At 40.7% G+C, this 20,352-nt stretch carries 32 protein-coding genes and 1 pseudogene; 11 read left to right on the top strand and 22 right to left on the bottom strand.

The window, feature by feature from the left end; all coding sequences use genetic code 11:
• Positions 1 to 687: 687 nt before the first annotated feature.
• The 22 genes and pseudogenes from FHG67_RS19970 to FHG67_RS19850 form a co-directional block, all read right to left on the bottom strand.
• Positions 688 to 1,218 carry a phage protein GemA/Gp16 family protein gene (locus FHG67_RS19970; protein WP_004498890.1) on the bottom strand — a complete coding sequence of 177 codons (531 nt, stop codon included), beginning with the start codon at positions 1,216 to 1,218 and terminating at the stop codon, positions 688 to 690.
• Positions 1,215 to 1,952 carry a DUF5131 family protein gene (locus FHG67_RS19965; RefSeq protein ID WP_004498904.1) on the bottom strand — a complete coding sequence of 246 codons (738 nt, stop codon included), beginning with the start codon at positions 1,950 to 1,952 and terminating at the stop codon, positions 1,215 to 1,217. The genes FHG67_RS19970 and FHG67_RS19965 overlap by 4 nt, the downstream gene beginning before the upstream one ends.
• 16 nt (positions 1,953 to 1,968) lie before the next feature.
• Entirely contained in the window at positions 1,969 to 2,406 is a 438-nt protein-coding gene (locus tag FHG67_RS19960; protein ID WP_004498841.1) for an ASCH domain-containing protein, read from the bottom strand.
• The gene (locus tag FHG67_RS19955) at positions 2,403 to 2,675 is read right to left on the bottom strand and encodes a hypothetical protein (RefSeq protein WP_004498893.1); all 273 of its coding nucleotides are present in this window, start codon (positions 2,673 to 2,675) and stop codon (positions 2,403 to 2,405) included. Before FHG67_RS19955 ends, FHG67_RS19960 begins: the two co-directional genes overlap by 4 nt.
• Positions 2,668 to 3,501, bottom strand: a complete 834-nt coding sequence (locus FHG67_RS19950) for a DNA-methyltransferase (protein ID WP_004498882.1) — start codon at positions 3,499 to 3,501, stop codon at positions 2,668 to 2,670. The genes FHG67_RS19955 and FHG67_RS19950 overlap by 8 nt, the downstream gene beginning before the upstream one ends.
• Entirely contained in the window at positions 3,501 to 3,725 is a 225-nt protein-coding gene (locus tag FHG67_RS22520) for a hypothetical protein (protein ID WP_036075496.1), read from the bottom strand. Before FHG67_RS22520 ends, FHG67_RS19950 begins: the two co-directional genes overlap by 1 nt.
• 29 nt (positions 3,726 to 3,754) lie before the next feature.
• Positions 3,755 to 3,954 (bottom strand): annotated as a pseudogene (locus tag FHG67_RS22515) (hypothetical protein); the annotation flags it as partial.
• A complete protein-coding gene (locus FHG67_RS19935) occupies positions 3,951 to 4,136 on the bottom strand; it encodes a hypothetical protein (protein ID WP_004498842.1) in 186 nt (61 codons plus the stop codon). The pseudogene FHG67_RS22515 and the gene FHG67_RS19935, both read right to left, overlap by 4 nt.
• Positions 4,120 to 4,620: a hypothetical protein gene (locus FHG67_RS19930; protein WP_172616489.1), complete on the bottom strand. Its 501-nt coding sequence runs from the start codon at positions 4,618 to 4,620 to the stop codon at positions 4,120 to 4,122. Before FHG67_RS19930 ends, FHG67_RS19935 begins: the two co-directional genes overlap by 17 nt.
• A 62-nt stretch (positions 4,621 to 4,682) precedes the next feature.
• The gene (locus FHG67_RS19925; protein WP_004498859.1) at positions 4,683 to 5,267 is read right to left on the bottom strand and encodes a host-nuclease inhibitor Gam family protein; all 585 of its coding nucleotides are present in this window, start codon (positions 5,265 to 5,267) and stop codon (positions 4,683 to 4,685) included.
• Positions 5,236 to 5,418 carry a hypothetical protein gene (locus FHG67_RS19920; protein WP_004498845.1) on the bottom strand — a complete coding sequence of 61 codons (183 nt, stop codon included), beginning with the start codon at positions 5,416 to 5,418 and terminating at the stop codon, positions 5,236 to 5,238. The genes FHG67_RS19925 and FHG67_RS19920 overlap by 32 nt, the downstream gene beginning before the upstream one ends.
• A 13-nt stretch (positions 5,419 to 5,431) precedes the next feature.
• A complete protein-coding gene (locus tag FHG67_RS19915) occupies positions 5,432 to 5,782 on the bottom strand; it encodes a hypothetical protein (protein ID WP_004501543.1) in 351 nt (116 codons plus the stop codon).
• A gap of 25 nt (positions 5,783 to 5,807) precedes the next feature.
• The gene (locus FHG67_RS19910; RefSeq protein WP_051017892.1) at positions 5,808 to 6,791 is read right to left on the bottom strand and encodes an ATP-binding protein; all 984 of its coding nucleotides are present in this window, start codon (positions 6,789 to 6,791) and stop codon (positions 5,808 to 5,810) included.
• A complete protein-coding gene (locus tag FHG67_RS19905) occupies positions 6,788 to 7,000 on the bottom strand; it encodes a hypothetical protein (RefSeq protein WP_004498871.1) in 213 nt (70 codons plus the stop codon). The genes FHG67_RS19910 and FHG67_RS19905 overlap by 4 nt, the downstream gene beginning before the upstream one ends.
• A 28-nt stretch (positions 7,001 to 7,028) precedes the next feature.
• A complete protein-coding gene (locus FHG67_RS19900) occupies positions 7,029 to 8,684 on the bottom strand; it encodes a DDE-type integrase/transposase/recombinase (protein WP_004498839.1) in 1,656 nt (551 codons plus the stop codon).
• 59 nt (positions 8,685 to 8,743) lie between these two features.
• Positions 8,744 to 9,604 carry a hypothetical protein gene (locus FHG67_RS19895; protein WP_004498840.1) on the bottom strand — a complete coding sequence of 287 codons (861 nt, stop codon included), beginning with the start codon at positions 9,602 to 9,604 and terminating at the stop codon, positions 8,744 to 8,746.
• Positions 9,601 to 10,176, bottom strand: a complete 576-nt coding sequence (locus FHG67_RS19890) for a DeoR/GlpR family DNA-binding transcription regulator (RefSeq protein WP_036075483.1) — start codon at positions 10,174 to 10,176, stop codon at positions 9,601 to 9,603. The genes FHG67_RS19895 and FHG67_RS19890 overlap by 4 nt, the downstream gene beginning before the upstream one ends.
• On the bottom strand, positions 10,173 to 10,589 hold the full coding sequence (locus FHG67_RS19885) for a hypothetical protein (protein ID WP_036075480.1): 417 nt from the start codon (positions 10,587 to 10,589) through the stop codon (positions 10,173 to 10,175). Before FHG67_RS19885 ends, FHG67_RS19890 begins: the two co-directional genes overlap by 4 nt.
• Positions 10,589 to 10,813, bottom strand: coding sequence for a hypothetical protein (locus FHG67_RS22510; RefSeq protein ID WP_004498911.1), 225 nt, complete (start codon positions 10,811 to 10,813; stop codon positions 10,589 to 10,591). Before FHG67_RS22510 ends, FHG67_RS19885 begins: the two co-directional genes overlap by 1 nt.
• 599 nt (positions 10,814 to 11,412) lie before the next feature.
• Entirely contained in the window at positions 11,413 to 11,700 is a 288-nt protein-coding gene (locus FHG67_RS19860; RefSeq protein WP_004501533.1) for an LIC13344 family protein, read from the bottom strand.
• Complete coding sequence (locus FHG67_RS19855) at positions 11,700 to 12,044, bottom strand: hypothetical protein (RefSeq protein ID WP_004498898.1); 345 nt, start codon at positions 12,042 to 12,044, stop codon at positions 11,700 to 11,702. The genes FHG67_RS19860 and FHG67_RS19855 overlap by 1 nt, the downstream gene beginning before the upstream one ends.
• Complete coding sequence (locus FHG67_RS19850; protein ID WP_004498907.1) at positions 12,041 to 12,274, bottom strand: hypothetical protein; 234 nt, start codon at positions 12,272 to 12,274, stop codon at positions 12,041 to 12,043. The genes FHG67_RS19855 and FHG67_RS19850 overlap by 4 nt, the downstream gene beginning before the upstream one ends.
• 151 nt (positions 12,275 to 12,425) lie before the next feature.
• Here FHG67_RS19850 and FHG67_RS19845 point away from each other — a divergent pair, with 151 nt between their 5' ends.
• The 11 genes from FHG67_RS19845 to FHG67_RS19795 all read left to right on the top strand — a co-directional run bounded on the left by FHG67_RS19845 (position 12,426) and on the right by FHG67_RS19795 (position 20,264).
• Positions 12,426 to 12,836 carry a helix-turn-helix domain-containing protein gene (locus tag FHG67_RS19845; protein WP_061219676.1) on the top strand — a complete coding sequence of 137 codons (411 nt, stop codon included), beginning with the start codon at positions 12,426 to 12,428 and terminating at the stop codon, positions 12,834 to 12,836.
• A 361-nt stretch (positions 12,837 to 13,197) separates the two neighbouring features.
• On the top strand, positions 13,198 to 13,629 hold the full coding sequence (locus FHG67_RS19840) for a helix-turn-helix domain-containing protein (protein WP_036075477.1): 432 nt from the start codon (positions 13,198 to 13,200) through the stop codon (positions 13,627 to 13,629).
• Positions 13,630 to 13,838: 209 nt separating this feature from the next.
• Positions 13,839 to 14,543: a tetratricopeptide repeat protein gene (locus FHG67_RS19835; protein WP_020782275.1), complete on the top strand. Its 705-nt coding sequence runs from the start codon at positions 13,839 to 13,841 to the stop codon at positions 14,541 to 14,543.
• Between the two features lie 43 nt (positions 14,544 to 14,586).
• Entirely contained in the window at positions 14,587 to 14,889 is a 303-nt protein-coding gene (locus tag FHG67_RS19830; protein ID WP_004498886.1) for a MerR family transcriptional regulator, read from the top strand.
• A 171-nt stretch (positions 14,890 to 15,060) separates the two neighbouring features.
• A complete protein-coding gene (locus FHG67_RS19825; RefSeq protein WP_004498844.1) occupies positions 15,061 to 15,294 on the top strand; it encodes a hypothetical protein in 234 nt (77 codons plus the stop codon).
• The gene (locus FHG67_RS19820; RefSeq protein WP_004498880.1) at positions 15,291 to 15,614 is read left to right on the top strand and encodes a hypothetical protein; all 324 of its coding nucleotides are present in this window, start codon (positions 15,291 to 15,293) and stop codon (positions 15,612 to 15,614) included. Before FHG67_RS19825 ends, FHG67_RS19820 begins: the two co-directional genes overlap by 4 nt.
• Complete coding sequence (locus tag FHG67_RS19815; protein ID WP_004501548.1) at positions 15,611 to 15,940, top strand: hypothetical protein; 330 nt, start codon at positions 15,611 to 15,613, stop codon at positions 15,938 to 15,940. The genes FHG67_RS19820 and FHG67_RS19815 overlap by 4 nt, the downstream gene beginning before the upstream one ends.
• Positions 15,937 to 16,512 carry a hypothetical protein gene (locus tag FHG67_RS19810; RefSeq protein ID WP_004501541.1) on the top strand — a complete coding sequence of 192 codons (576 nt, stop codon included), beginning with the start codon at positions 15,937 to 15,939 and terminating at the stop codon, positions 16,510 to 16,512. Before FHG67_RS19815 ends, FHG67_RS19810 begins: the two co-directional genes overlap by 4 nt.
• A gap of 1 nt (position 16,513) precedes the next feature.
• Complete coding sequence (locus tag FHG67_RS19805) at positions 16,514 to 17,107, top strand: hypothetical protein (protein ID WP_004498862.1); 594 nt, start codon at positions 16,514 to 16,516, stop codon at positions 17,105 to 17,107.
• Positions 17,104 to 18,720, top strand: coding sequence for a phage terminase large subunit family protein (locus tag FHG67_RS19800; protein ID WP_004498895.1), 1,617 nt, complete (start codon positions 17,104 to 17,106; stop codon positions 18,718 to 18,720). The genes FHG67_RS19805 and FHG67_RS19800 overlap by 4 nt, the downstream gene beginning before the upstream one ends.
• A complete protein-coding gene (locus FHG67_RS19795; protein WP_004501551.1) occupies positions 18,717 to 20,264 on the top strand; it encodes a hypothetical protein in 1,548 nt (515 codons plus the stop codon). Before FHG67_RS19800 ends, FHG67_RS19795 begins: the two co-directional genes overlap by 4 nt.
• Positions 20,265 to 20,352 lie beyond the last annotated feature (88 nt).

The raw sequence follows: 20,352 nt of genomic DNA, 5'->3' as shown, positions 1-20,352 counted from the left end.
TCCGAGAGTGTAACGAAATACGGTCAAAAACTTTCAAAAGATTTCGTCAGTCACTCGAAAGTTATTCATATCCAAAATTGAGTTGTTCATCGTTTTTTTTGCGAATAGAAATACGGTTTTATAAAATGATCCGTAAAACCGTCACCGTAATTTTGAGGATTGTCTCCCGATAAATCCGCAAGACGCAGTAGACAACGTTTTAAATTGTTGAACGTTTGAGGAACGAGCGGAGAGTAACTTCTTTGTGTTAGAAAGTCTAAATTCCGCTTTTCCCTGCGGCTGATCTCCCGAACCCGCTAAAATTTGAGCCAAAACCAAATTGGTTATTAAGTCTTTATTACTATCCTTAGAGCCGCAACTCATAAGAAAAAATAAAAATAGAGTGAGGAATGTCGCAATCGAAAACGCTCCTCGCATTATTTTTTTCGTTCTGTTTCATTGTAAAAACCTCCAATGAATTACAGTAGGTATCCCCCCCTAACACTGAAAGAAGAGATACCCAGGAAAGTCTAAACGGAAACGTAGGAAAATCGAGGAAAAACCGGCTTTTTGAAGGGGTTTTAGAAGGTTTTTAGACCTGTTATAGACAAAATATTGAAAACGAACGAAGAAGAATTCAAGAATATTACGAAGAAATAATACGAAAAAGCATTCGGATAACGTCGGAATTTAGATTTAAATTCCACCCTAAACACCCGTTCCTTTAACCAAAATCAAACGCATTATCCGGAGAACGCTTTCAGAGCGCGTCATATCTTTCAGGAATTTATCAAACAGTTCTTGATTCGAGCGAATCAACATTCCCTTGAGTGCTTCAGTTACAGACTGAGCTTCATGTCTGGAAAGTTCGTTTAACGATTTCTTAAACATTTTAACTGGAAGAGAATTTGTCGAAAGATTCTCATAATTTCCTGATAAATTGAGAGCTGTTACAAGATTTTTAATCAACTCGTTTTGATCTGGTGTTATTATTGATTTGAATTTAGAATTGTTTTTCGGAACGGACGAATATTTAATTGGAGTGCGGCGATCAGCGACATTTTTCTTTTTCAATTCAGGATGTAATTTGTAAATTGCGGTCACGATTTTTTCTAAGTGAACTTTAGAAAGATTTTTTGTTGATCTTTCTCCGGAAATGGATTCTACAAGATTACGGAAATTCTCTTCTGAAATATCGGCTTTAGATTTTAAAGTCCAAATTTGGAAAAGACTACTCATCTTACTATCCCCTTCGGGAATTCATTCCATTCTCTTCCGTCTAACTCTCGTCCGGATTCTTTCTTATTTCTTCCACCCCATTGTTTAAAGAAAAATTGAACTCTCGCGATATTGCACTGATCGCGAATCGAACGAATCCATTCCGCTTGAACCGGTCGCGCTCCCGGACCGGATTCACCGCCTACAATAACCCAATCTATTGGGAAACAATCGATATAACCCCAAGCGTTCAAATAAATTGAAACATCAACTTCTTCGAGTAATGGTTCGCAGGAAAGAAATCGAACTTTAGTCGGAATCTGTATAAGATGACGAAGCCTATCTTCAACTACGTTTTGACTTTCTATCGAAGTTCCAAGCCAAACGTTTTCTAATGTGAAATTTTTCCTGGAATCATAGTATTCTTTCGCTCTCTCGATTCTTTTGGTAAGGATTTGAAATATATTTTCAGGACATTCCCCAATGACCGAATGAACTTGATCGATAAAATCGAACGGAATGTCTTTATGAAAGAGATCAGACATCGAATCTACGAATATTCGTTTTCCTTTTACCGTACGTGGAAAATCCAACCGGTTCGGATGCAATTTTATTTCCGAAAACTTTCCCCACATTTTTTCAAAACGTTTTGTAAGAGATTCAGCATAGCAATTTTTACAGCCACTTGATATTTTCGTGCAACCAGTTGTTGGGTTCCAAGTCAAATCAGTCCATTCAATCTTTGTATGATTCATTGATACAATCTCTTCGTCAAAATGTGACTTCTGTAAGTGAGGAATTTCGAGATGTAAAAAACGATTCGAAGGGTAAGAGTTTCACAGGCTCGAATTTGATCGCCCAACACGGTTCTCCGAACATTTCCCACATACGAAAATACTTTTTCATATCCTTTGTTCCATCCTTGAGAATGAATTTTTTAGGAATAAATTCTGGATTTTCATCTAACCACGCAAATCCTTCTTCTTCATAGTCGGAGTCCGGCATTAACAAAGGACTTTGCTTTATAATCCAAGAAATTCTTATCTCTCCAATTTTCTTCCCACCGAAACGAGCTTGCTTATCATACGCTTGGACAATTTCCCCAGGGTGAAATTTTAAAGCATATTCATCTTTCCATTCACGTCGCGTGATTGTTTTTCTTCCCGCGAGAAGAGGAGCGGCGGTATAGCCAAAGGATATGATTTTCATTTGGATTTTTCCCTAAGTAAATCGATCTCCCGCGCCATTCTAAGCAACGCCTTCGCCATTACTCTTTCCTTGTGCTCACCTTCGTAAGTTATCGCTTCTGACACATTCTTTTGCAAAGAAATCTTGTTAGCCTCTTCTCTAAACCAGGAAGAAAGGAACGTAATATAATCGATGACCACCCGAACGATCACTCCTAAGAAAAAGAAACAAGCGATCGAAGCCCAAAACGTATATGTGAGGATCAGCTTTGCAATTTCCCAATCATTCATCTGTCTTCTCCTTTTCCGAAAAAATGGAAGGAAGTGTTTTGAGTCTGCGAATTTTCTTAGCGATTTCTATTCTTCGTTGTGCTAACTCGAAATATTCCTCTTCTTTTTCAATCCCTATGAAATTTCGATCCGTTTGAATGCAGGCTACTCCCGTTGTTCCGCTTCCCATGCAGTTGTCTAAGATCGTGTCTCCAACATTGGAATAAGAACTGATCAAAAAATTCATGAGTGCAGTAGGTTTTTGCGTAGGATGGATTCCTTTTCCGGATTCGGAAGGAAAACAAAGAACAGAATCTGGATGTCTTTGACCAAGATCGAGGTATTGATAGGTTTCTGATTTTGGTCCTCGAACGTTAAAGAGCTTAGAATAATTCTTTTTAGAAGATTTTCCTTTTCTTTGAAATTTAGGATCGATTTGGTATTTTTGTGGGTTATAGACAGGTAGTTTTTTGTAAAAAATCAGAATATTCTCATGTGATTTATTCGGCATTTTGTTCGCGTTCAGAAATCCGGACGCTTTCGTTTTATACCAAATGAGTTCATATCTGAAATTTTTCGGGTTACTATTGATCAGAGCCGTGGTAAAAGGCTGACTTGCTGTAAGGATGACCGCCCCATTTTCTACGATCATCCGGTTGTATTGTTCCCAAAGCTCTTTGAAAGGAAGAACTTTATCCCAACTACAATCCGTTGTTCCGTAGGGTAAGTCACAAAGAACCAAATTTACTGATTTGTCCGGAATCTGAGGAAAGATATTAAAACAGTCGTCATTAAAAAGCTGAATCGAAGGTTCTGTATTTTTATTTGTATTTGCGGTAAGAGTCATTAAATTGTTTTTTCCATCCATTGTTTAAGAGAGTTTACTTTGTGCGTTTTTATTGCTTTTCGATTTGTTATTTTCAAATCCAGTATTTGTTCTTCGGTGATTTCAAATTTAGCTTGAATGAGTTGATAAACTTGGGAGATCGATTTTGCTTCAAAAACAAACACCGTCGAAATCAGAAAACCACGATCGAGAAACGAAACGCGTCCAAAATACGTTTGAATCATCGTTTCCTCCAAATCGTGAACCACCGCGCTGTGCTTTCCTGATCTCCTCCAACCAAAAGTAACCTTGCGCGTTCCAAAAATCCGGCTGGATAGCCTCCGTGGTATCCATGCTTACACAGCGACCAAGAATCATCGTATCTCGAACTTCTTCGGCGACTCTTGGTCCACAATATAACCCGTCACCATCCTCGGAGAAACAATTTATGTGCCCAGTAAGAGGACGTTTCATCCTCTACGATCCTCTTTCAGTTTTTCGATGGTTGCTTGAGATACCCCAAGTCGTTTCTTTGCATATTGAGTCATCGTATTGATGTTAACAACCCCATACTCATCAAGAACCGCGTCAGAAAAATCATTAAATTCCAAATCCTCAAACTGGATCTTTATTTGTGCTTTAAATGTCGTTTGCATTGGGTTCCGCCTTTTTGATTTTCCAACCTGAATTGGATTCATGAAAAAATTTGAATATAAATAGTTTTGCTTTTTCGGAACACTCTGGAATTCGTATAGTCTTCGATTCTGTGTTTTCGAAGATCGAAAGATTCTTTATTTCGTGTTGAAGTTCACGGCTGAGTTGCTTAGAGAATTCTAAGAACGCTTTCCATCCGAGTTTCGGATCTTTCAAATTCTGTTCTTCTTTACGTTTTTCTGCTTCGGGCCAGATCGCCGCGTGAACAGTTTCAATTTTGTGCATATACGCATAAGCTCCGGAAATATTTTCCGTTGCGGAAATCCAAAAGGATTCCTTTCCGAACTTAGGGTGCTTTCGGATCGCGATCAATTTTTCGAGAAGATCGAGAACGTTAGGAGCCGGAATTCCATTGTTCATAAACTGATTCAGAGCAATCGTCTCTTTTTGAATACTTCTGAAATAGGATCTCTCACGAGATTTCAAAAAGCTCTCCACGACGGAGAGCAAATTTGAGTAAGTAACTTCTGAAATAGGCGGAAGGACCATTAAGCGGCATCTCCCACGGCTTCGATTTCGGCGTCAATTTCACTCGGAGTGATATATAAACGTTCGTTTTCCTCGTTTAACTGGACTCCGATCTTTTGCGTTGCCCTCAGAGGTTCTGCTAAGATTTTTTCTTTATTCAGTTCCAATTTTACGCGGAGATAGATTCCGCCCAATTTTGAAACGAGATTATTGAACTTTTCCAAAAGACCGTTTTCTGAGAGAATCTTTTCGAATAGTTTCGAGGACGTACGAGTCTTCACCGAAGCCGGGACTTTTCGAAGTTTCAACTCTCCTGTTGGCAGTTTACAAGTCCGATACTCCGGATCTGGGAATAGTTCGTCCTTGTTCGTGTCAACGTAGAGCTTAATACCAGAAACAATGTGCTGGATTTTTAAATCCAGCGGGGTAAGTTCAGTTTGGAGTTCTGTCGTAAGCTGGCTGATTTGGTCGTCTACCTCGCTTTTGATACGATCTCTCTCGCGTTTGGTCTCCCCAAGCTCTGCTACAGCTTGGGTGAGATCGGCGCGATTTTTATAGAGATTATCCGGCAGTTCAACTTTCCCTTTCGGTGTTTTCTTTGCCACTTTCTACCTCCTTATCTGTTTCGGGATTCAAATCCACAGCTAATCCTTTTGAAGAAGAAGGAATAACCGGTGCCTTTGGAACCTTTCCCGTTTTTTTCTTCGCCGTTTTACGAACGGCCTTTTTCTTGACCGTCTTCTTTTTAACTGGCATAACGTCGCTCCTTTTACGCGGTTTTACCGAGAGCCTTGTTGACCTCGTATTCTGCGAGTCCTGCTTTGATCAGAACGATCTTATCCGCCATGTCCTTCTTTTCGGTGGACGAGGACTTTTTACGATCGCTGATCTGAGCTTTCAATTCTACCGCGCGTTTGTTGATGTCTGTTAACTCTTCTTCCCACGACTTCAATTCGGAATCGTTTTCGATTTTCCCGAGCATCTCCTGAATTTCCAGCAGTGCTGTTTCTTTCTCTGATTCGGAATTGATGAGATAAGGAGCCGGTTTTTCTTTTACAGGTTTTTCTGCTCGTTCTCCTGTTCCCTTTTTCTTCTTTCCTTCGTTTGTTTCGTTAGCCATTTTTCCTCCTAATTAAAAAAATGCGTTAGACGGCTCTTGCTTCTTCCCGTGCGTCGTTTAATAATTTGCTGGCAAGATCGCGAACAGCGTCCGCTTTTGATCCGTTTCGTTTGTGGTTGAGCGATTCGTTTATGAATCCAACAGAAAGGTCTTCTTTGATTTCTCGTTTAATAAAGCGTTGAATCATTCGATTAGAAATCTTGTGTTCTAACAGGGCTTCTTTGAACGCCTGTGCTTTCAGAGTTGTTAATGTTGTTCTTGTTACCACTCCGTTGAAATCCGGCAACAACCACAAAGATTGAGCAAGATGTTTGATTGAAGCCGGATATTCTCCAGTTGTATCCAGAAAATCGGATTTCGCAGAATCGTCTTTGAAACTTAAATTGAATCTTTTTTCTGCTATTTCTATCGCTTCTTCCGACGTTGGAAGATTCATCTCCTCGACAAGAACTCGTTTTCCGATTTCACGAGTTCTAAATATTTCCCCAAATCGAGGTGTAGCTTGTAGAAACATCACCATAGCAAATAAATGCGTTTTTCCCATTGCCTCGATTTCATGAATGAGCTTTAACTCCCGCATCATATTATGAGAAAGGTTATGACTCTCTTCGAAAACTATCACGACCTTGTAACCAGAATCGAGAGCGTCAGTCAATACGCTTCGAAGCAGTCTATATTTCGATTCGATCGAACCAGGAACGTGAACATCCGGGTTTATTGCTCTAATAATTTCCTTCATAATTGCGGCGGAACGAGGCTGCACTGAATGAAATACCGGAACTTCAAGAACAATATTAGATTTAGATTTTCTAAGTTGTCGCAAAAGTTCCTTTCTGATTTCTGATTTGCCAGCACCGGCTTTTCCTGTGACTACTGCCCACTGATTTCGTTTAATCACGTCCTTACAAAATTTCAATACTCGTTTTGCATTTTTAGTCTCAACGAATACATCTTCGCATTCTTCCAGTGCGTTGTTAGTTTCTTCTCTCACTTGTAGTAACTCCTTCATTTACCAGTTGAAACAGTTTTTAATCGTGTCGAAAATCCGTATTTAATTAGCAAACGATCAACTGTAGAACGTTTGTATTTTCCGATCGGAATTATTCCTTCTCTTTCCGCCATAACAATTGCGCGAGACGTAGAAATGGGAAACCCCTGAATGCATTTTTTAATTAACGCAATGCTCTTTATGTGTGATTTTTCTTCTTTTCCCTTCATTTGTAATAACTCCTAAATTTAAAATTGCTTAACCGTTCGTTCCGGTTCCGAGATATATGTTTACGATTTTGTAAAGTGTATCAGCCGGAACGTGTCCGTATTGATCGATGAACTTCCTGAAAACTTCACGCATTGCTACCAGATCCTCCTCACCGATTTCATCCGCGGTAAATCCGGTTTCGTTGAATACGTACGTAATCGCCTCATCCACTTTTAAAATTTTCGAGGGAGCCATTGCAACATGTGTCTCCGCATCCTCCCCTTGTGCGGGGAAGAATGTTATATTTGTGTCACGTAGATAGGATTCTTGTTTGATCGTTTCTTTAAACTTTTGGGAAGTTTCTTGAATATGTTTTCGTAATTGTTGAAGTTCTGAAACGCGGACTTCATGTCCTCGTCCATCGGAAATTTCGAATGTCTCTATGTTGCGTTGAATCTTTCCATACGGTTTTACTTGGAAGATTTTACCGTCATCGGTTTGAGCGCATTTCTTCCCTTCGCTGTTTGTAAATACAACGACCTTAGTTCCGCGCGGTAGTTCTGAACTTACAAAAAATTGTTGTTTATCGATTTGGATCGTTCCGTATCTGGTGATAACTTTCTCGTCTTCGGTAACAAGAGCGTCTTGAATGTTTTTACGAGTTGCTTTCGTAATCGGATGGTCTTTTGTCCCATCCACCCATCGTTGAAATGCCCCGCTCTTATTGTTGTCAAAGATCAAATAGCGATTATCATAATTTCTTAATTCATCGAGGGAATAAATTCTATTTCTGTTGATCGTAACTCCGAAGGTTCGCTTATACGCTCCGACTCGTGCCTCGACCGCACCTTTCGCGCTTGCGTGGCCGGGTAAGTGAGTTCTAACCTCGATCCCAAGCCGACCAAGAAAAGATTTCATGTGATTCGAATTTAAACCGGAACCTTCGTCACAAAAAATAAGTTTTGGAATTCCCTGGATAGGGATTTGCAAATTGCTTTTAGCCTGCATCGCATATGTCAAAAACGTAATCCAATCTTCTGTATTTTCTCCTCCGTGTTTCGCTCCGATCGTTTTTGGATCTGGAGCGAACGTCATCATCAAGTAAGATTTCGAATAGTTATCTACGATGAAGTAATCCCAAATTCGTTTTAAATCATGTTTTTCTAAAATATCCATCGCATGCGAAGAATCGTATTTGATATCGTCTCTATAATCGATTCTGTTCTTTTTAATATTCAAAAAATAATGATTCTTCATCGTTGCATCTACTATCCAACAGTGATTCGGATACGGACTAATGAGTTCTGTCGCTACTGATGGTGTATCAATCAGCTTCGTTGAAATTCCAAGTTGATTGAGTAAACGATCAGCAGTTGATCTTGTGTATTTCCCGCGCGGAATTAGTCCTTCGTTTTCGGCGGCGGTAATTGCCAGTTCTGTGGAAACTCCGTAACCTTGTTTTCCAACTTTTCCCCCGCGCTTGATCATCGCAATCGTCACCATGTGGGCTTTTTCTTCTTCGAGTTGATCCTGAGATTTTCGAATCTGTGCAACTCCTGAATAACCGGCCACTATCGTTCTCGAAACACCGTTCTCGATTTCTCGGAAACGATCATAGATCGTTTCCTTGGAAACTCCGAATTGTTCCGCAAACGTAAGAACGATTCTTTTCTTATCCGAACGTGAAGATGCGTTTCTCCACATCGTGAAACGTTCATTTAAAATTGTTATGTCGATCTCTCGGCGACCCATGATAAACCTTCTTATTCGTGATCCTGAATCGCAAAGAAGTAAGGAGTCCAAACGTTGTTGAGTTTTGTTCCTGCCAGTTTGAACATCGTTTCGAGTTGCAAAACAGAACCGGCGACGTCCGAGTCCGCCTTCAAAGAATCGTCGATATTATTGATCTCAACTACTGCTTGTTCTATGGACAGAAGGAGTTCCATAACTCTTTTCGAGGCTCCGACCTTTGTGGTGACCGTTGCGATCAAATCGGATTCGGTTCCTTTTTCTTTCGCGATATAATCGATTGCTTCGCTAAGGCTTTTTATCTTGTCGGATTGTTTTTCGATTAAACTCTCGTTGACCTCAAGATCACGTTCTAAGCGAGACTTTTCTTTTGTTAGTTCTTTATGTTCCTCGACAACTTTAATCGCTTCACGATACGTTTTCGTGTTCTGTGCGATCTCTTCCGCACGGATCGACTCGTATTCCTCGATAGTAAGTTCTTTGCCGTCGAGTAAATGAACGGTTCCCATTCCTGTAATTTTATATACATCCGAATCGGACGCAATTTTGGCTAATGCCTTTATCTGATCCTGATCCACTCCGGAGTATTCTTCCTCGCTCATCTTGTCCGACAGCATCAGCATATTTTTTGCAAAACTGATGGGGATAAACTTGGGCATCGTTGCTTGTAGGTAATCTTTGAATGTCTCGAATCCTAATCTTGTGAAAAGTTTATGATCCCTCATCTCCTTTAAGTCAAAACAGAATGCGATGAGATTACTTTGAATCCTCTGACTCAAATAAATGGCTCTGGCTAATAGTTCTCGTTCCGAATCTCCGCCGGTCTTTGGAACGAGAGCATTTTCTATATTGCTGTCTGATATTTCTAAATTCATTGTGTGATTGTCTCCTGAATAGTTTTCAAAATTTTTGGTTTATCGGAAGATAAGTTCATTGCGAAATCGGGGGCGAGTTTATACTGCACCGGGTTTGTTTTGTTTTTCAAATTGTCCACCGCGTTACGCATCACTAAGCCGTGTTCGACTAACGCGTTGAGGTTGTGTTGAATCGTTGCACTGGATCGAGCCAGCAAAAGAGCAAGTTCGGTTATTGTCCAAAGACCGGATGTATCCGAAATGAAGTGTTTGATCAGTTGCAGTTCTATTCCAACGGTGCGGTCTGTTGAATATTCTGTGGATGATGAAAGATTTTCCCGCAGAGCTGTTTTTTTACCGTAGAGAGAATTGATTAGTTCGGCGTTTAGATAAGAACTGAATCTATATTTTTTGAGAAGTTCCGCCTGATACAGCCTTTCCAAGGAGCGATGTATCGTCCGGATTTTTCCCTGGTTCGATGTGAGGAGCGCGACATCGGCATAATGTCTAAAAATTGACGGATACGTGAGAAATACCTTCAAAATCGTTAAATCTATGTTTTTTGTTTTCGGTTTAGATTTTAGTGGGTTCATGACGCCGCCCTTTTTATTTTTAAAATCTGAATATACCAATTTGCGAATGTCTGAATTTCTTCTCTACTATAGGGTTCTCCTAATCTTTCTCGTTCCTTATCCTCACGGTAGATACGGCGAACATTCTCAATCGGAAGCCCCCAAGACTCCTCTATTGCTTTCACGTAGCGTTGTGTGTTTCGAGTCCCTTTTATCGTGTGGGAAAGGACCGCTGGATCGAATGTCAACATATAGTTAGATCCCGGTGTTATATGTTGACACTTTTTGGAATAATACCATGCGATGTCCCGCAGGGTCATCTTGCTCTCGATAACGATCAGCCCAATGCGCTCGGACATGACTCGCCCGCGACGCCAAAGATCGCCTCGATGGATTAGCTTTCCGTTGAGTAAAACCCGGCTTTCTTTTTTCATTATGCGATCGCGATCAGGCGCCTACTCGCCTTATATTGAATATAAGGGTTTGATAACATTCTTCTAGTAACTACGGGGAGGATATGGCGCTGAATGTATTCGGCCAACTCGATAGCAGATAATTTTTTGGCCATGTATTCTGGGATTTCCCTCCAGCACTCTTCGAAAACTCGTTTCGTTATTTTTAGAGTTTTTTGTATTTTTTCTTTTTTGGGCGTATTCATGCGGCACCGTCCGGAAAGTTTTTAATTGCTATCAGATTCGTTTTTGGTATAAACGGACGGATGTTATTGATCGTTGCCGATCCTCGTTGCATGTTTGGTCGAAGACATTTTGAACAAAGATAGTTTTGAAAAAGTTGTCTCTGTTCTCCGCAATAAACACATAGATTAGGCTTCATTGTTAGTTCTCTCCTGAATTAAATTTTCATTCGACCACTCTGAGAATTTGCCTTTTAGTTCCCGGTCCTCGAGAAACGCATCCAGTATCGCACTCCGAGTCAGAAGACACTCGATGATTTCTATATGGTTTCGTCTACTTCCGTCCTTTTTATAAAGTCTCGACAGCAGAATACTTCTCCGAAGTAGAGAGATACGTTCGCTAACTGTCATCGTGTGTATGCCTCCGTACCGATATTTTGATCCATCCGCCAATCATAGAATTGATCGGAAATATCATGTTGTTTTTGATATTCCTCCATGAGTGCGCATCGAGTGAGTAGGATATCTATAATTTCCGTTTCCGTTCTGAGTGAATTATCGCCCGTCGTTTTTTTTCGAGAGATAGAGACTACGTTTCAGATATTCGAGTTTATATTGTGTCATCATTCTGAGAACTCCTCATCAAAAATATATTCGAGAATACTCATAAACTCCTGGATCGCTTCCTTATCATTTCCGCAGATTTGGGCGATGTCGTTTTTTACCAGATAGAGAGCGACGATTTGCTTATCGCTCATCTCGCTATGATCGTCTCGTCTCCAATCGAACGTCGGAAATTTCTCCTTTACTGAGTCCGCCACGTTTGAGATCAGCGTTTCTTCAAAATCTGAGAGCATATCCGAAGAAGAAGTTTGTATGTTAGAAGCGGCTCCGGTTATGTTGTGGTGCATCACGCTATCCGTCTCCGTTTTTTGGAATTGAGTTCTTTCTCTATGGCTTGAATCTCATCGCGTAACCGTAGTGATTGTTTAGCAACGATCCAAACATGAACATACACAGCAAAATCAGTATGCGAAGGAATATCGATTCGCACGTAAGGAATGTGTTGGGTATTCAGTTGTCTGTGTCGATCCGCGAGAAACAGAAAATCGATTGGAACGTCCGTTAGATCGGCATATATTTTTGCGTTGCAGTAGGCGGTTGCGGCCTTGCGCTGAATTTCGTTAGTAGGTTCGAAAACTTCCCAACGTTTTGGTTCAGTCCACGTAGTTTGAGGTTGCGTTTTTGTTTTCATGCTGCGCTCCTGCGTTTTTTGGAATTTTTGTGAGACGGTTTTCCCATACGAAACGGAACGTTGAACTTTTTGAACGCTTCCCGAACCTCAGTATACGAGTGTTGTCCGTTTAAGCTTTTTGAAAGATAGTCATAGTTGATTCCCGCTTCCCTTGCGAACTTCGCGAGGGTTCTCATTTTCAAGGTGATACAAATGAAATCCTTACATTCGTCTCCGTTGGTAATGATCATAAGGCCGCCCTTTAACTCCGTTTTTTGTTTGCGATTCGGCTCACATTGACGATACTGTCTCTATGTTACGGATAGCAGTATTGTGTCAGATTTTGCCGAGTTTTGGCGGGAACTCTCCCGCCTGGAATGACCATTTCGGCATCACCGACAATTGTCAAGAGAAAATTACGGTATTACCGACATTTTTATGAATTCTCGTATAAAAAAAATCTATGAGGATTCCGGATTAACTCAGATAGATTTTGCAACAAAATTGGGGATTTCCCATGGATCGTTGAATGATTTGTTGACCGGACGATCAAAAAAACCCAGTCATAAGACAATCCTTGCAATGCGAACGGAGTTTAATATTAATCCGCTTTGGCTATTGACAGGCGAAGGTCCTATGTTTGCCAGCGCGGAGGATGTAGATAGATCGAATCGATTGAATGCTGAATTTGGTCTTTTACATCGCTTGAGACCTTTGCCAAAACTGCGAAAAATCATAACGATTCTCGAAAAAATTCCAGAATCAAAGCTTGATCAGGTGGAAGGGATTCTAAAAACCTTTATGGAAAAATAGGGAATATATTTACGAATGACTATGGTTGAATAATTCTATCGACCATGCCCAAACTTCTGCCGCGATTTCGGGAATTAAGCTTTGCGGATTATGTCTGATACATTTGTCTACGACTTTTTCTATTCGGTTTTCTAAGAGTAAAATTTCTAACTCCGCTCTATTTTGCATATCCATCTATCCAACCCATTCCCTTCCCACCAAAAACGTGCTCAAATTATACCTGTAGCATGGTACAAAAAGTTAATTTAATAAGCGTATTTATTTGAAAAAATCTTCTATTATGACAAAATAAATCCGATAAAATATCTATATCACAACTGTTTGTAATCTGTAATTTGTGAGTCAAGAGTCAATCAAAAAGATGAATAATAGTGAGAAAATTGCAACTCAGGCGGACCGACTGCGGATTATAGCCGAAGAACAAAGTCTGAAAAAAGCAAAAATTGCACGGATAGGCGGGGTGACGGCAACAGCTGTAGCGAACTATATGGCAGGAATTAGGCAAATTCCTTTCGAACTCGCCTATGGATTGATGAAAAGTTTCGGATATAACCCGTTTTGGTTGATTTTGGGAGAAGGAGAAAAACGTTTTTCACCGGGGGCGTGGCAGTTGCTAAATACGGGCCACGATGAATTATTTGAGAAAATAGATCGAGAAAGGATTTTCGTGAAACAAATCGAGGCGAAAAAAATTCAAAAAATAATCGAACGAATTTTAGATTTAGATCAGTCGGATTTTGCCTTATTTAAGACGGTTTTTGATCGGATGTTTCCTCCCGAAACGCCCGAATAAATTTTCCCGTATAAATTTCAATGAGTTTGGGCGTTGGAATGCCTGCGCGTAAGTCCCGGACGAATTCGTGTAATAAATTACTAATTTTTTGAATCATGTGTTTTCCTTTTACAATCCGACGGATTGATTTTTGATTTTCCCTTTTTTTAGGATTTTCAGCTAATGGCTCATCCTTAATTTCATTCTTGTTAAAAATTAGGAGTTACGTCGTGAAGAAATTTATTCTGATCCTTTTTGTTTCATTCGTTTTATTTGCCACGGATACAAATCGAAATGAGGCAAAAAAGTTATTCGATCAATCCATGAAAACGTTAAACGAAGCAGAGAAAAGGGAACTGAGAAAAAAGATTATAGAACTTTCTCCTGAATCAGATTACGGATATTTTTCTCGGGGATACATTGCCGAAATGGATCAGGATTTTGAGAATGCAGAAACATTGTATCTAAAAGCGACGGAGATCAATCCAAAGTTTGGACAAGCATTTGCAAATTTAGGTAGGTTAATGTTTTCTCTTCGGCAAAGAGAAAAGGCAATTGATTATTATTTAAACGCCATTGAAGCAGAACCAAAAAATTCTGATTTCTATTCGGGTGCTTGTTATTCTCATGCCAATGGAGAAGATCCTACAAAAGGTATTCAGTATTGTAATAAGGCAATTGAGTTAAATCCGAAAAGTTCCTCAGCCTATTATTCTAGATCATTGTTTCGGGCACTTTGCAATGATCCCCGTGGGGCGATTCGCGATTTAAACATCGCGATAAAACTAAAACCAAATTTTGCCGAAGCGTATCAACTTAGAGGACTGGGCAAAATTGGGTTAGGAAATAAAGATTCCGGTTGTAGTGATCTGAGTAAAGCGGGGGAATTAGGCAATACTGACGTCTATGATAATATGAAAGAATTCTGCCAATAAAAAGACTTGACAAAACTCTAATGTGCCATTCAAACCGGATGGCATGTCTACAATTAAGGGCCATACTCGCAACGGATCTTTACTCAAATTAACTCAACCGTCGTTATCCGCCAATGGGATTCATCTCGTTGAAACCCAAGAAATACTCATACCAAAGGACAAACGGAAGTCGCTGACTTCAAAAGAAGCGGCGGCCTATTTGAATCTTTCGATTAGGTCCTTTAACCGACATGTGATTGATCACGAGATACCGTATATAGAATGGGGACCTCGAACCAGAAGATTTCTAATCTCGGATCTCGATCGCATTTCTCAAACTCTCAAAACTACAAAACAAATTTACTAACCATTCCCTTCTCAAAAACGAACTCTCTTAAAAATTAGAGGCCAAGATGTTTTGGAAGATCCTCTAAGGATCTTCCGTCCAGCGGAGCTTCGTGTTATTCTTCTCTCACAATCGGAAGCGATTAAGTAGAACTTAGCCCGCCACAGTGCGGGATTTTTTTTGAGGGAGAGAATGGAGAACTTAAAAACAAATCAAATCAAGCTCGGGATTAAAGACCTTTTGGTTCTCCTGGGGTTCGTCATATCCGCAGTTGTTCAATACAATACAATGTATAAGGATCACGAAATCCGAATCGTTAAGATCGAAACGGAAATGACCGCGATCGCCAAGGACCTTTCGGAAATAAAATCTGATGTTAAGGATTTGATCCGACTCTCGTCACCGCGTAGGAGAGGTTCGGAATGAAGTTATTATCTCACGACGACAAAACCGGAAAGCCTTCGGATACTACGTTCAGAACGTGGATCGTTTTTATATTAACGATCTCATATTTGATTGCCCTTTCGATTCTTTCAATCGTATCCCCGGATTCGTTAAGGCCCCTTCATATGGATCTGATCCAATGGTTAATCGTATTTTATTCCGCGGCTGGAAGCCTCTATTTAGGAAAGCGAATCAACGAGAATTTGAATTCGAAAACAAAATCCTTCACCGACTTAATCGAGAATATCGGCGGAAAAACCAGCGAGAAAACACAGTCTGAAATTGGAAGTAGTCGGCTATGAAATCGATCTGTTTGGTTCTACTGTTTATTTGCGCCTGCACCGCCTTACAAAAAACGGGGAATGAGGCGATCTATGAATCAGCAAAAGCAGACGTAGAAACTCTCCCGCCTTCGAAAGAAAAACGGAATATTCAAAAGGCTCTGGATGTTTGTGGCGAACAAAATGAAGAGTTAAAAGAACTTCGAGAGGAGAATTTGAAACTCCAAGAGTTAGCGAACAAGTGGAAGGGACTTAGGAATTCGGCGATAGCCGTCGGAATTTTTGCGGTCCTTGGGCTTGTTGGCGTATTGATCTATAAGTTTCGTAATCTACTGGGGGCTCCATGATCTCACATCTCTCTCATCCAATCGCTCCTTGGAATCCACAGCGTGGAGATCAAATTACACCGAGACTCAAACTACGCGATTACCAACAGTGTATGGGAAATGTTTTCCAAGACTTCATCGTGTATGTAGGGATGCTTAAAAACATTCCGGGGTTCATCCGACTGACCACCTTTAACTACTACGTGCTCTTAGAAGATTGGGTGATTCAACACGGAAAGAATATTTATGATTCGGAACACCATGCAGAATATTTCAATCTGTTGATGCAGAATAATCAGATTCCGTTACAAATCGTCAAAAAACAGGGAAACAAAGAAGAGCTTTGTAAGTATTTTGAAACCGGATTTTATCCCTGCGGCCTCGGAACCAGGCTTACGAGGAAAGGCCACATCATTCGTGGAATCGGAATCATTGAAATGAGCGATGGAACAAAATATCTTCGTGCCTCCGATCCGTATGGACGAGGCCCCGCCTATCTGGATCCGAACGGACACGAAGTAGATTATGAATTGAATCTACTGTTTGATTTTGGTGTTCCTACGATTCTATACCTGGAGGACGTGAAGGAATAGGATGGCGTATTCTGAAAACGTAAAACACCGCGCCTATACCCTGTTCCTCGTCGGAAAAAACGCGGAACAAATTGAAGCGGTTCTAAAACCGGAGTTCCCGAAAATTTCGGCGAACACGATACGCAGTTGGGCAGAAGCAAAAGACCAATCCGGAAAAAATTGGTTTGATTCTCGCGATGAGGTAAATCGTGTAACGCGTTTGAAAATTCAGGAACAGACGTCCGATATGCGTTCCAAAATAAAAACAGATAACGCGATGATGATGCAAGCCGTTCGGAATGCGTTTTTATCGGAAGCCGGTTCTATGATCGGAATAGCGAAAGATCCGGTACAACTCGGATATCTTTGGAGTAAGTTTGCGAGTAATCAAATTCAGCTGGAAAACGCGGATTCCGGCTCTATTGATTTAATACGTGCGGCGGATACGTTGCTCGATCTTTTTATGAAAGGTCCGAAGACGAAGAAATCGATTAGTGAAGAATGGGGAATTCATCAAAAGAATCTATTAGCATGGCATTCGGAATGGACTAACGCCAAAGAAGTTCAGGGAACAATCATAGAAGAACCGAAGGCATTGACGGAAAAACGTTCATGAGTTCGGCGAAACAACAGGAATTCATTCAACAGTTAATTGATAAGGGAGAAAGATCATTCTCCAATACTTCTTTTATAGAATATCTCCTGGCAAAGGTATATGTTCGAAGTTCGGACGGAGTTTCTCGTTATTCTTTTGAAGGCCATGCGTATCTAAAAGAAATCGCCAAGAAACTCGAAAACACGAAACGATTTTTGGCCTTGAAGGGCGGGCAAGTCGCTCTTTCTACGTTACTCATCGCAGAATCATTTTGGAGGGCTGAAAAAGGGTCTTTAAAATTGGCGTGGTTTTTTCCTGACGCGGGTAATATGAAAATCTTCGTTCAAGATAGAGTGAACGATATGATCAATATCTCGCCTCATATCAAAAAAAATGTCGATCAAACGGACTCAATCAAGAACGTCCAGCTGTTGAAATATCTGGAATCCACGCTCGCGTTTCGCGCGACGGAAACATTAAAGCAGGTAAAAACGTTCGACTCGGATATAAACTATCTCGATGAATTCGACGAACAAAATCAGGAACATGCTGAATTTGCAAACGACCGTTTAGATCATTCGAAACTGGCTTTAAGTCGTGTGATTTCTCAGCCTTCCTTTGAAGATTTTGGAATTCACGCAGAGTGGAAAAACTCGAATCAATGTTGGTGGCTAATCAAATGCGAGACATGTAACGAATGGAATAATCTCGTTCAACGTTTCATTGACGAGCCTGGATCAATTTTTGGCGTAAAGATCGGGAAGATTTCTAAAGTTGTTTTTGCTTGCAAATGTGGTGCCGCTTTGAATCCGCAAAAAGGAACGTATGTTCCCGCATTTCCGAAACATCAAAATACCGGTGTTCAAGTCGCTCAATTTTTCAATACGATCAAAACTCCCCAACAACATTATAACAGATGGAAAGAAGCGACTACTTCAATCAAAAAGAAGAACTTTTTCATATCCGTAGTCGGCTGGCCGTATTCAACGGATGACGAAAAACCAGTAACTCAAAGTTTACTGGATTCGATGAGAGGCGACCACGGAATTCCCGAGGGAGTGGATTCTTTTACATATATGGGAGCCGATCAAGGGGATACGGTCCACATGCTTTTCGGGGAACACACGTCGGATAACCGAATCAAAATATATCCGGCCAAATTTTCAGTTCTCAATGAATCGGAAATCAATCGTGCGATCGAGAAGTTTAAAGTGTATTCCGGAATCCTCGATGCGATGCCGAACAAAAACTGGTCTGTGAGAACTGCACGACGATACAGCGATTACATTCGGATTCAGTATTTTTCAAAACGCTTTTCAACTCAGGACGAGTCTTTGGTTTCGGAAGATGAATCGGAAGGCATTCAAGTCGTGAATGTCAATCGCGATGAGTCGCTTCAAGACACAGTGGATGCGATTAAGAACGGACTCTTTCTCTTTCCGGATAAATCACGTCTTTCCGGTTATGACTTGGAACTTGCTGAGGAGCTGGATTTACATTTGAAAATGCTAATTAAAGAACGCGGAGAAGATGACAACGGAAAACCGAAATACTCCTTCAAGAAAAAAGTCGCGAACCACTTTGGCATGGCCTTAAATTCGTTGCGTCTGGCTTTCGAGTTGGGGGCGCCATGAAGTTTTCGGAAAGAATTTCTAAACAAGTTGGCTCTTTCATAGATCGTTTTAGTAGCAAAGGAACGAGTTTTGCAATCAGTCCGAATTCGACAAAATCATTCAGTCAGAGTTCGAACGACGTTATCACATACGTTGACGAGGTGACGCCGAACTATCCGATTCAAATGTTTCCCGTTCTTTCCAAACTTGCACTTATCAATCCAGATTTCAACCAGTCGTTGAAAAGAAACATCTTTTTGATGAACACCGGTTTTGAATGGAAACTGGAAGGAGCGAGCCAAAACGTAGCGAAATTGGTTCAAAACGAAATTGACGACTGGTTTGATTTACATCCGGGAATAGCGAACAAGCTTCTTAGACAAACTGCAATTATGGGAGTTCTTTCGGCTGAGGCTGTTCCATCGTTTGAGTTGGATGCAATCGAAACCGTACAGCTGATCCCCGTTGCTAAAGTTAGATTTAAAAAAGAACGTATTGAAGGAAAAAACGGAGGAGTTCGATACAAATACGTTCCATTTCAAATCTTGGAAAACGGAAATCAACTTGTTCTAAACGAAGAGATCTATACTTACGAAGCACTTGAAACCGATGAAGACAGCCCGTATGGAATCCCTCCTGCGATCGCGGCGATCAAAGCTATGTATTCGCAGTCTCGCGGAATGGAGAACCTTGAAAAGTCGACAAACAAGTGGTCACTCCTCGGATTTCTTTCTGTAGTCATGTCGAAATTCAAACCGGCCCCAGGAACCGACTTAAAAACCCACGGAACACAGCAAAAAGAGTTTTTGAAAACCTCGGCTAACGAAATCGAAAAGTCGATTGAATCTGGACTGTTAGTTGGATCGGAAGGAACAAAGATCGAACATCATTCGATCGCTTCCGAAAAATCGACGGGATTGAAAGATGTGATGCAAATCATTGAGGAACAACTCTCCTCTGGAATGGATACAGATTTGTTCATCTTGGGACGACCTACGAGTGTCACAGAAACTTACGCGAAAGTTTCCTCAAAACTCTTTTTAATGAAAGGAGAAAACGTTCGTCATCCGGTTAAAAGGTTCCTTGAGAAAACGTTAACGTTACATCTCCGAATGAAGGGATATAAATTCACTCGATTGCGAGCTTCTTGGAAAGAAGGACGACCTTTAAATCCAGAAGACGATGCATTAGCAAAGAAAACAAATGAGGAAGCTGAGAAACTTCGCACAGAAAGATTTCTATCCTTAGAGCAAGCTGGTGTCATAGATCTGGATACGGTAGCCGTGGAACACGGTTATGAAAAAGCATTTGGAACACGCATTTCTAAAAACGCGTTAGGCGCGTTTTTAAGGACTTTGGGCATCGACCCCCTATCTCAGGAGGGAAAAGCACTCGTGAACACCTATGAACACCGTTTAAAACGCAATGAAACGGAGACCGGTGGTAGTTCAGAACCCGATTTTACATCATCCGATGAAAATGATGAGGAACTTGCAGAAAAGTTCCAAAAAAAAAAGGGCTCTCAGACCAATGTTGTTCCGATACAACGCGGACGCAAACATTAGGAACGTGGAATGAGGAGGAAGAGAAACAGTTAGAGGAGGTCATCAATCGTGGCTTAAAGAAAATTTTCCATTCCTACGAAGAAAAAGT

Source organism: Leptospira weilii (genome assembly GCF_006874765.1).
Taxonomy (GTDB): Bacteria; Spirochaetota; Leptospiria; order Leptospirales; family Leptospiraceae; genus Leptospira; species Leptospira weilii.
Note: the sequence above shows the minus strand (reverse complement) of the source record. Positions and strands in the feature narration are given on the sequence as shown.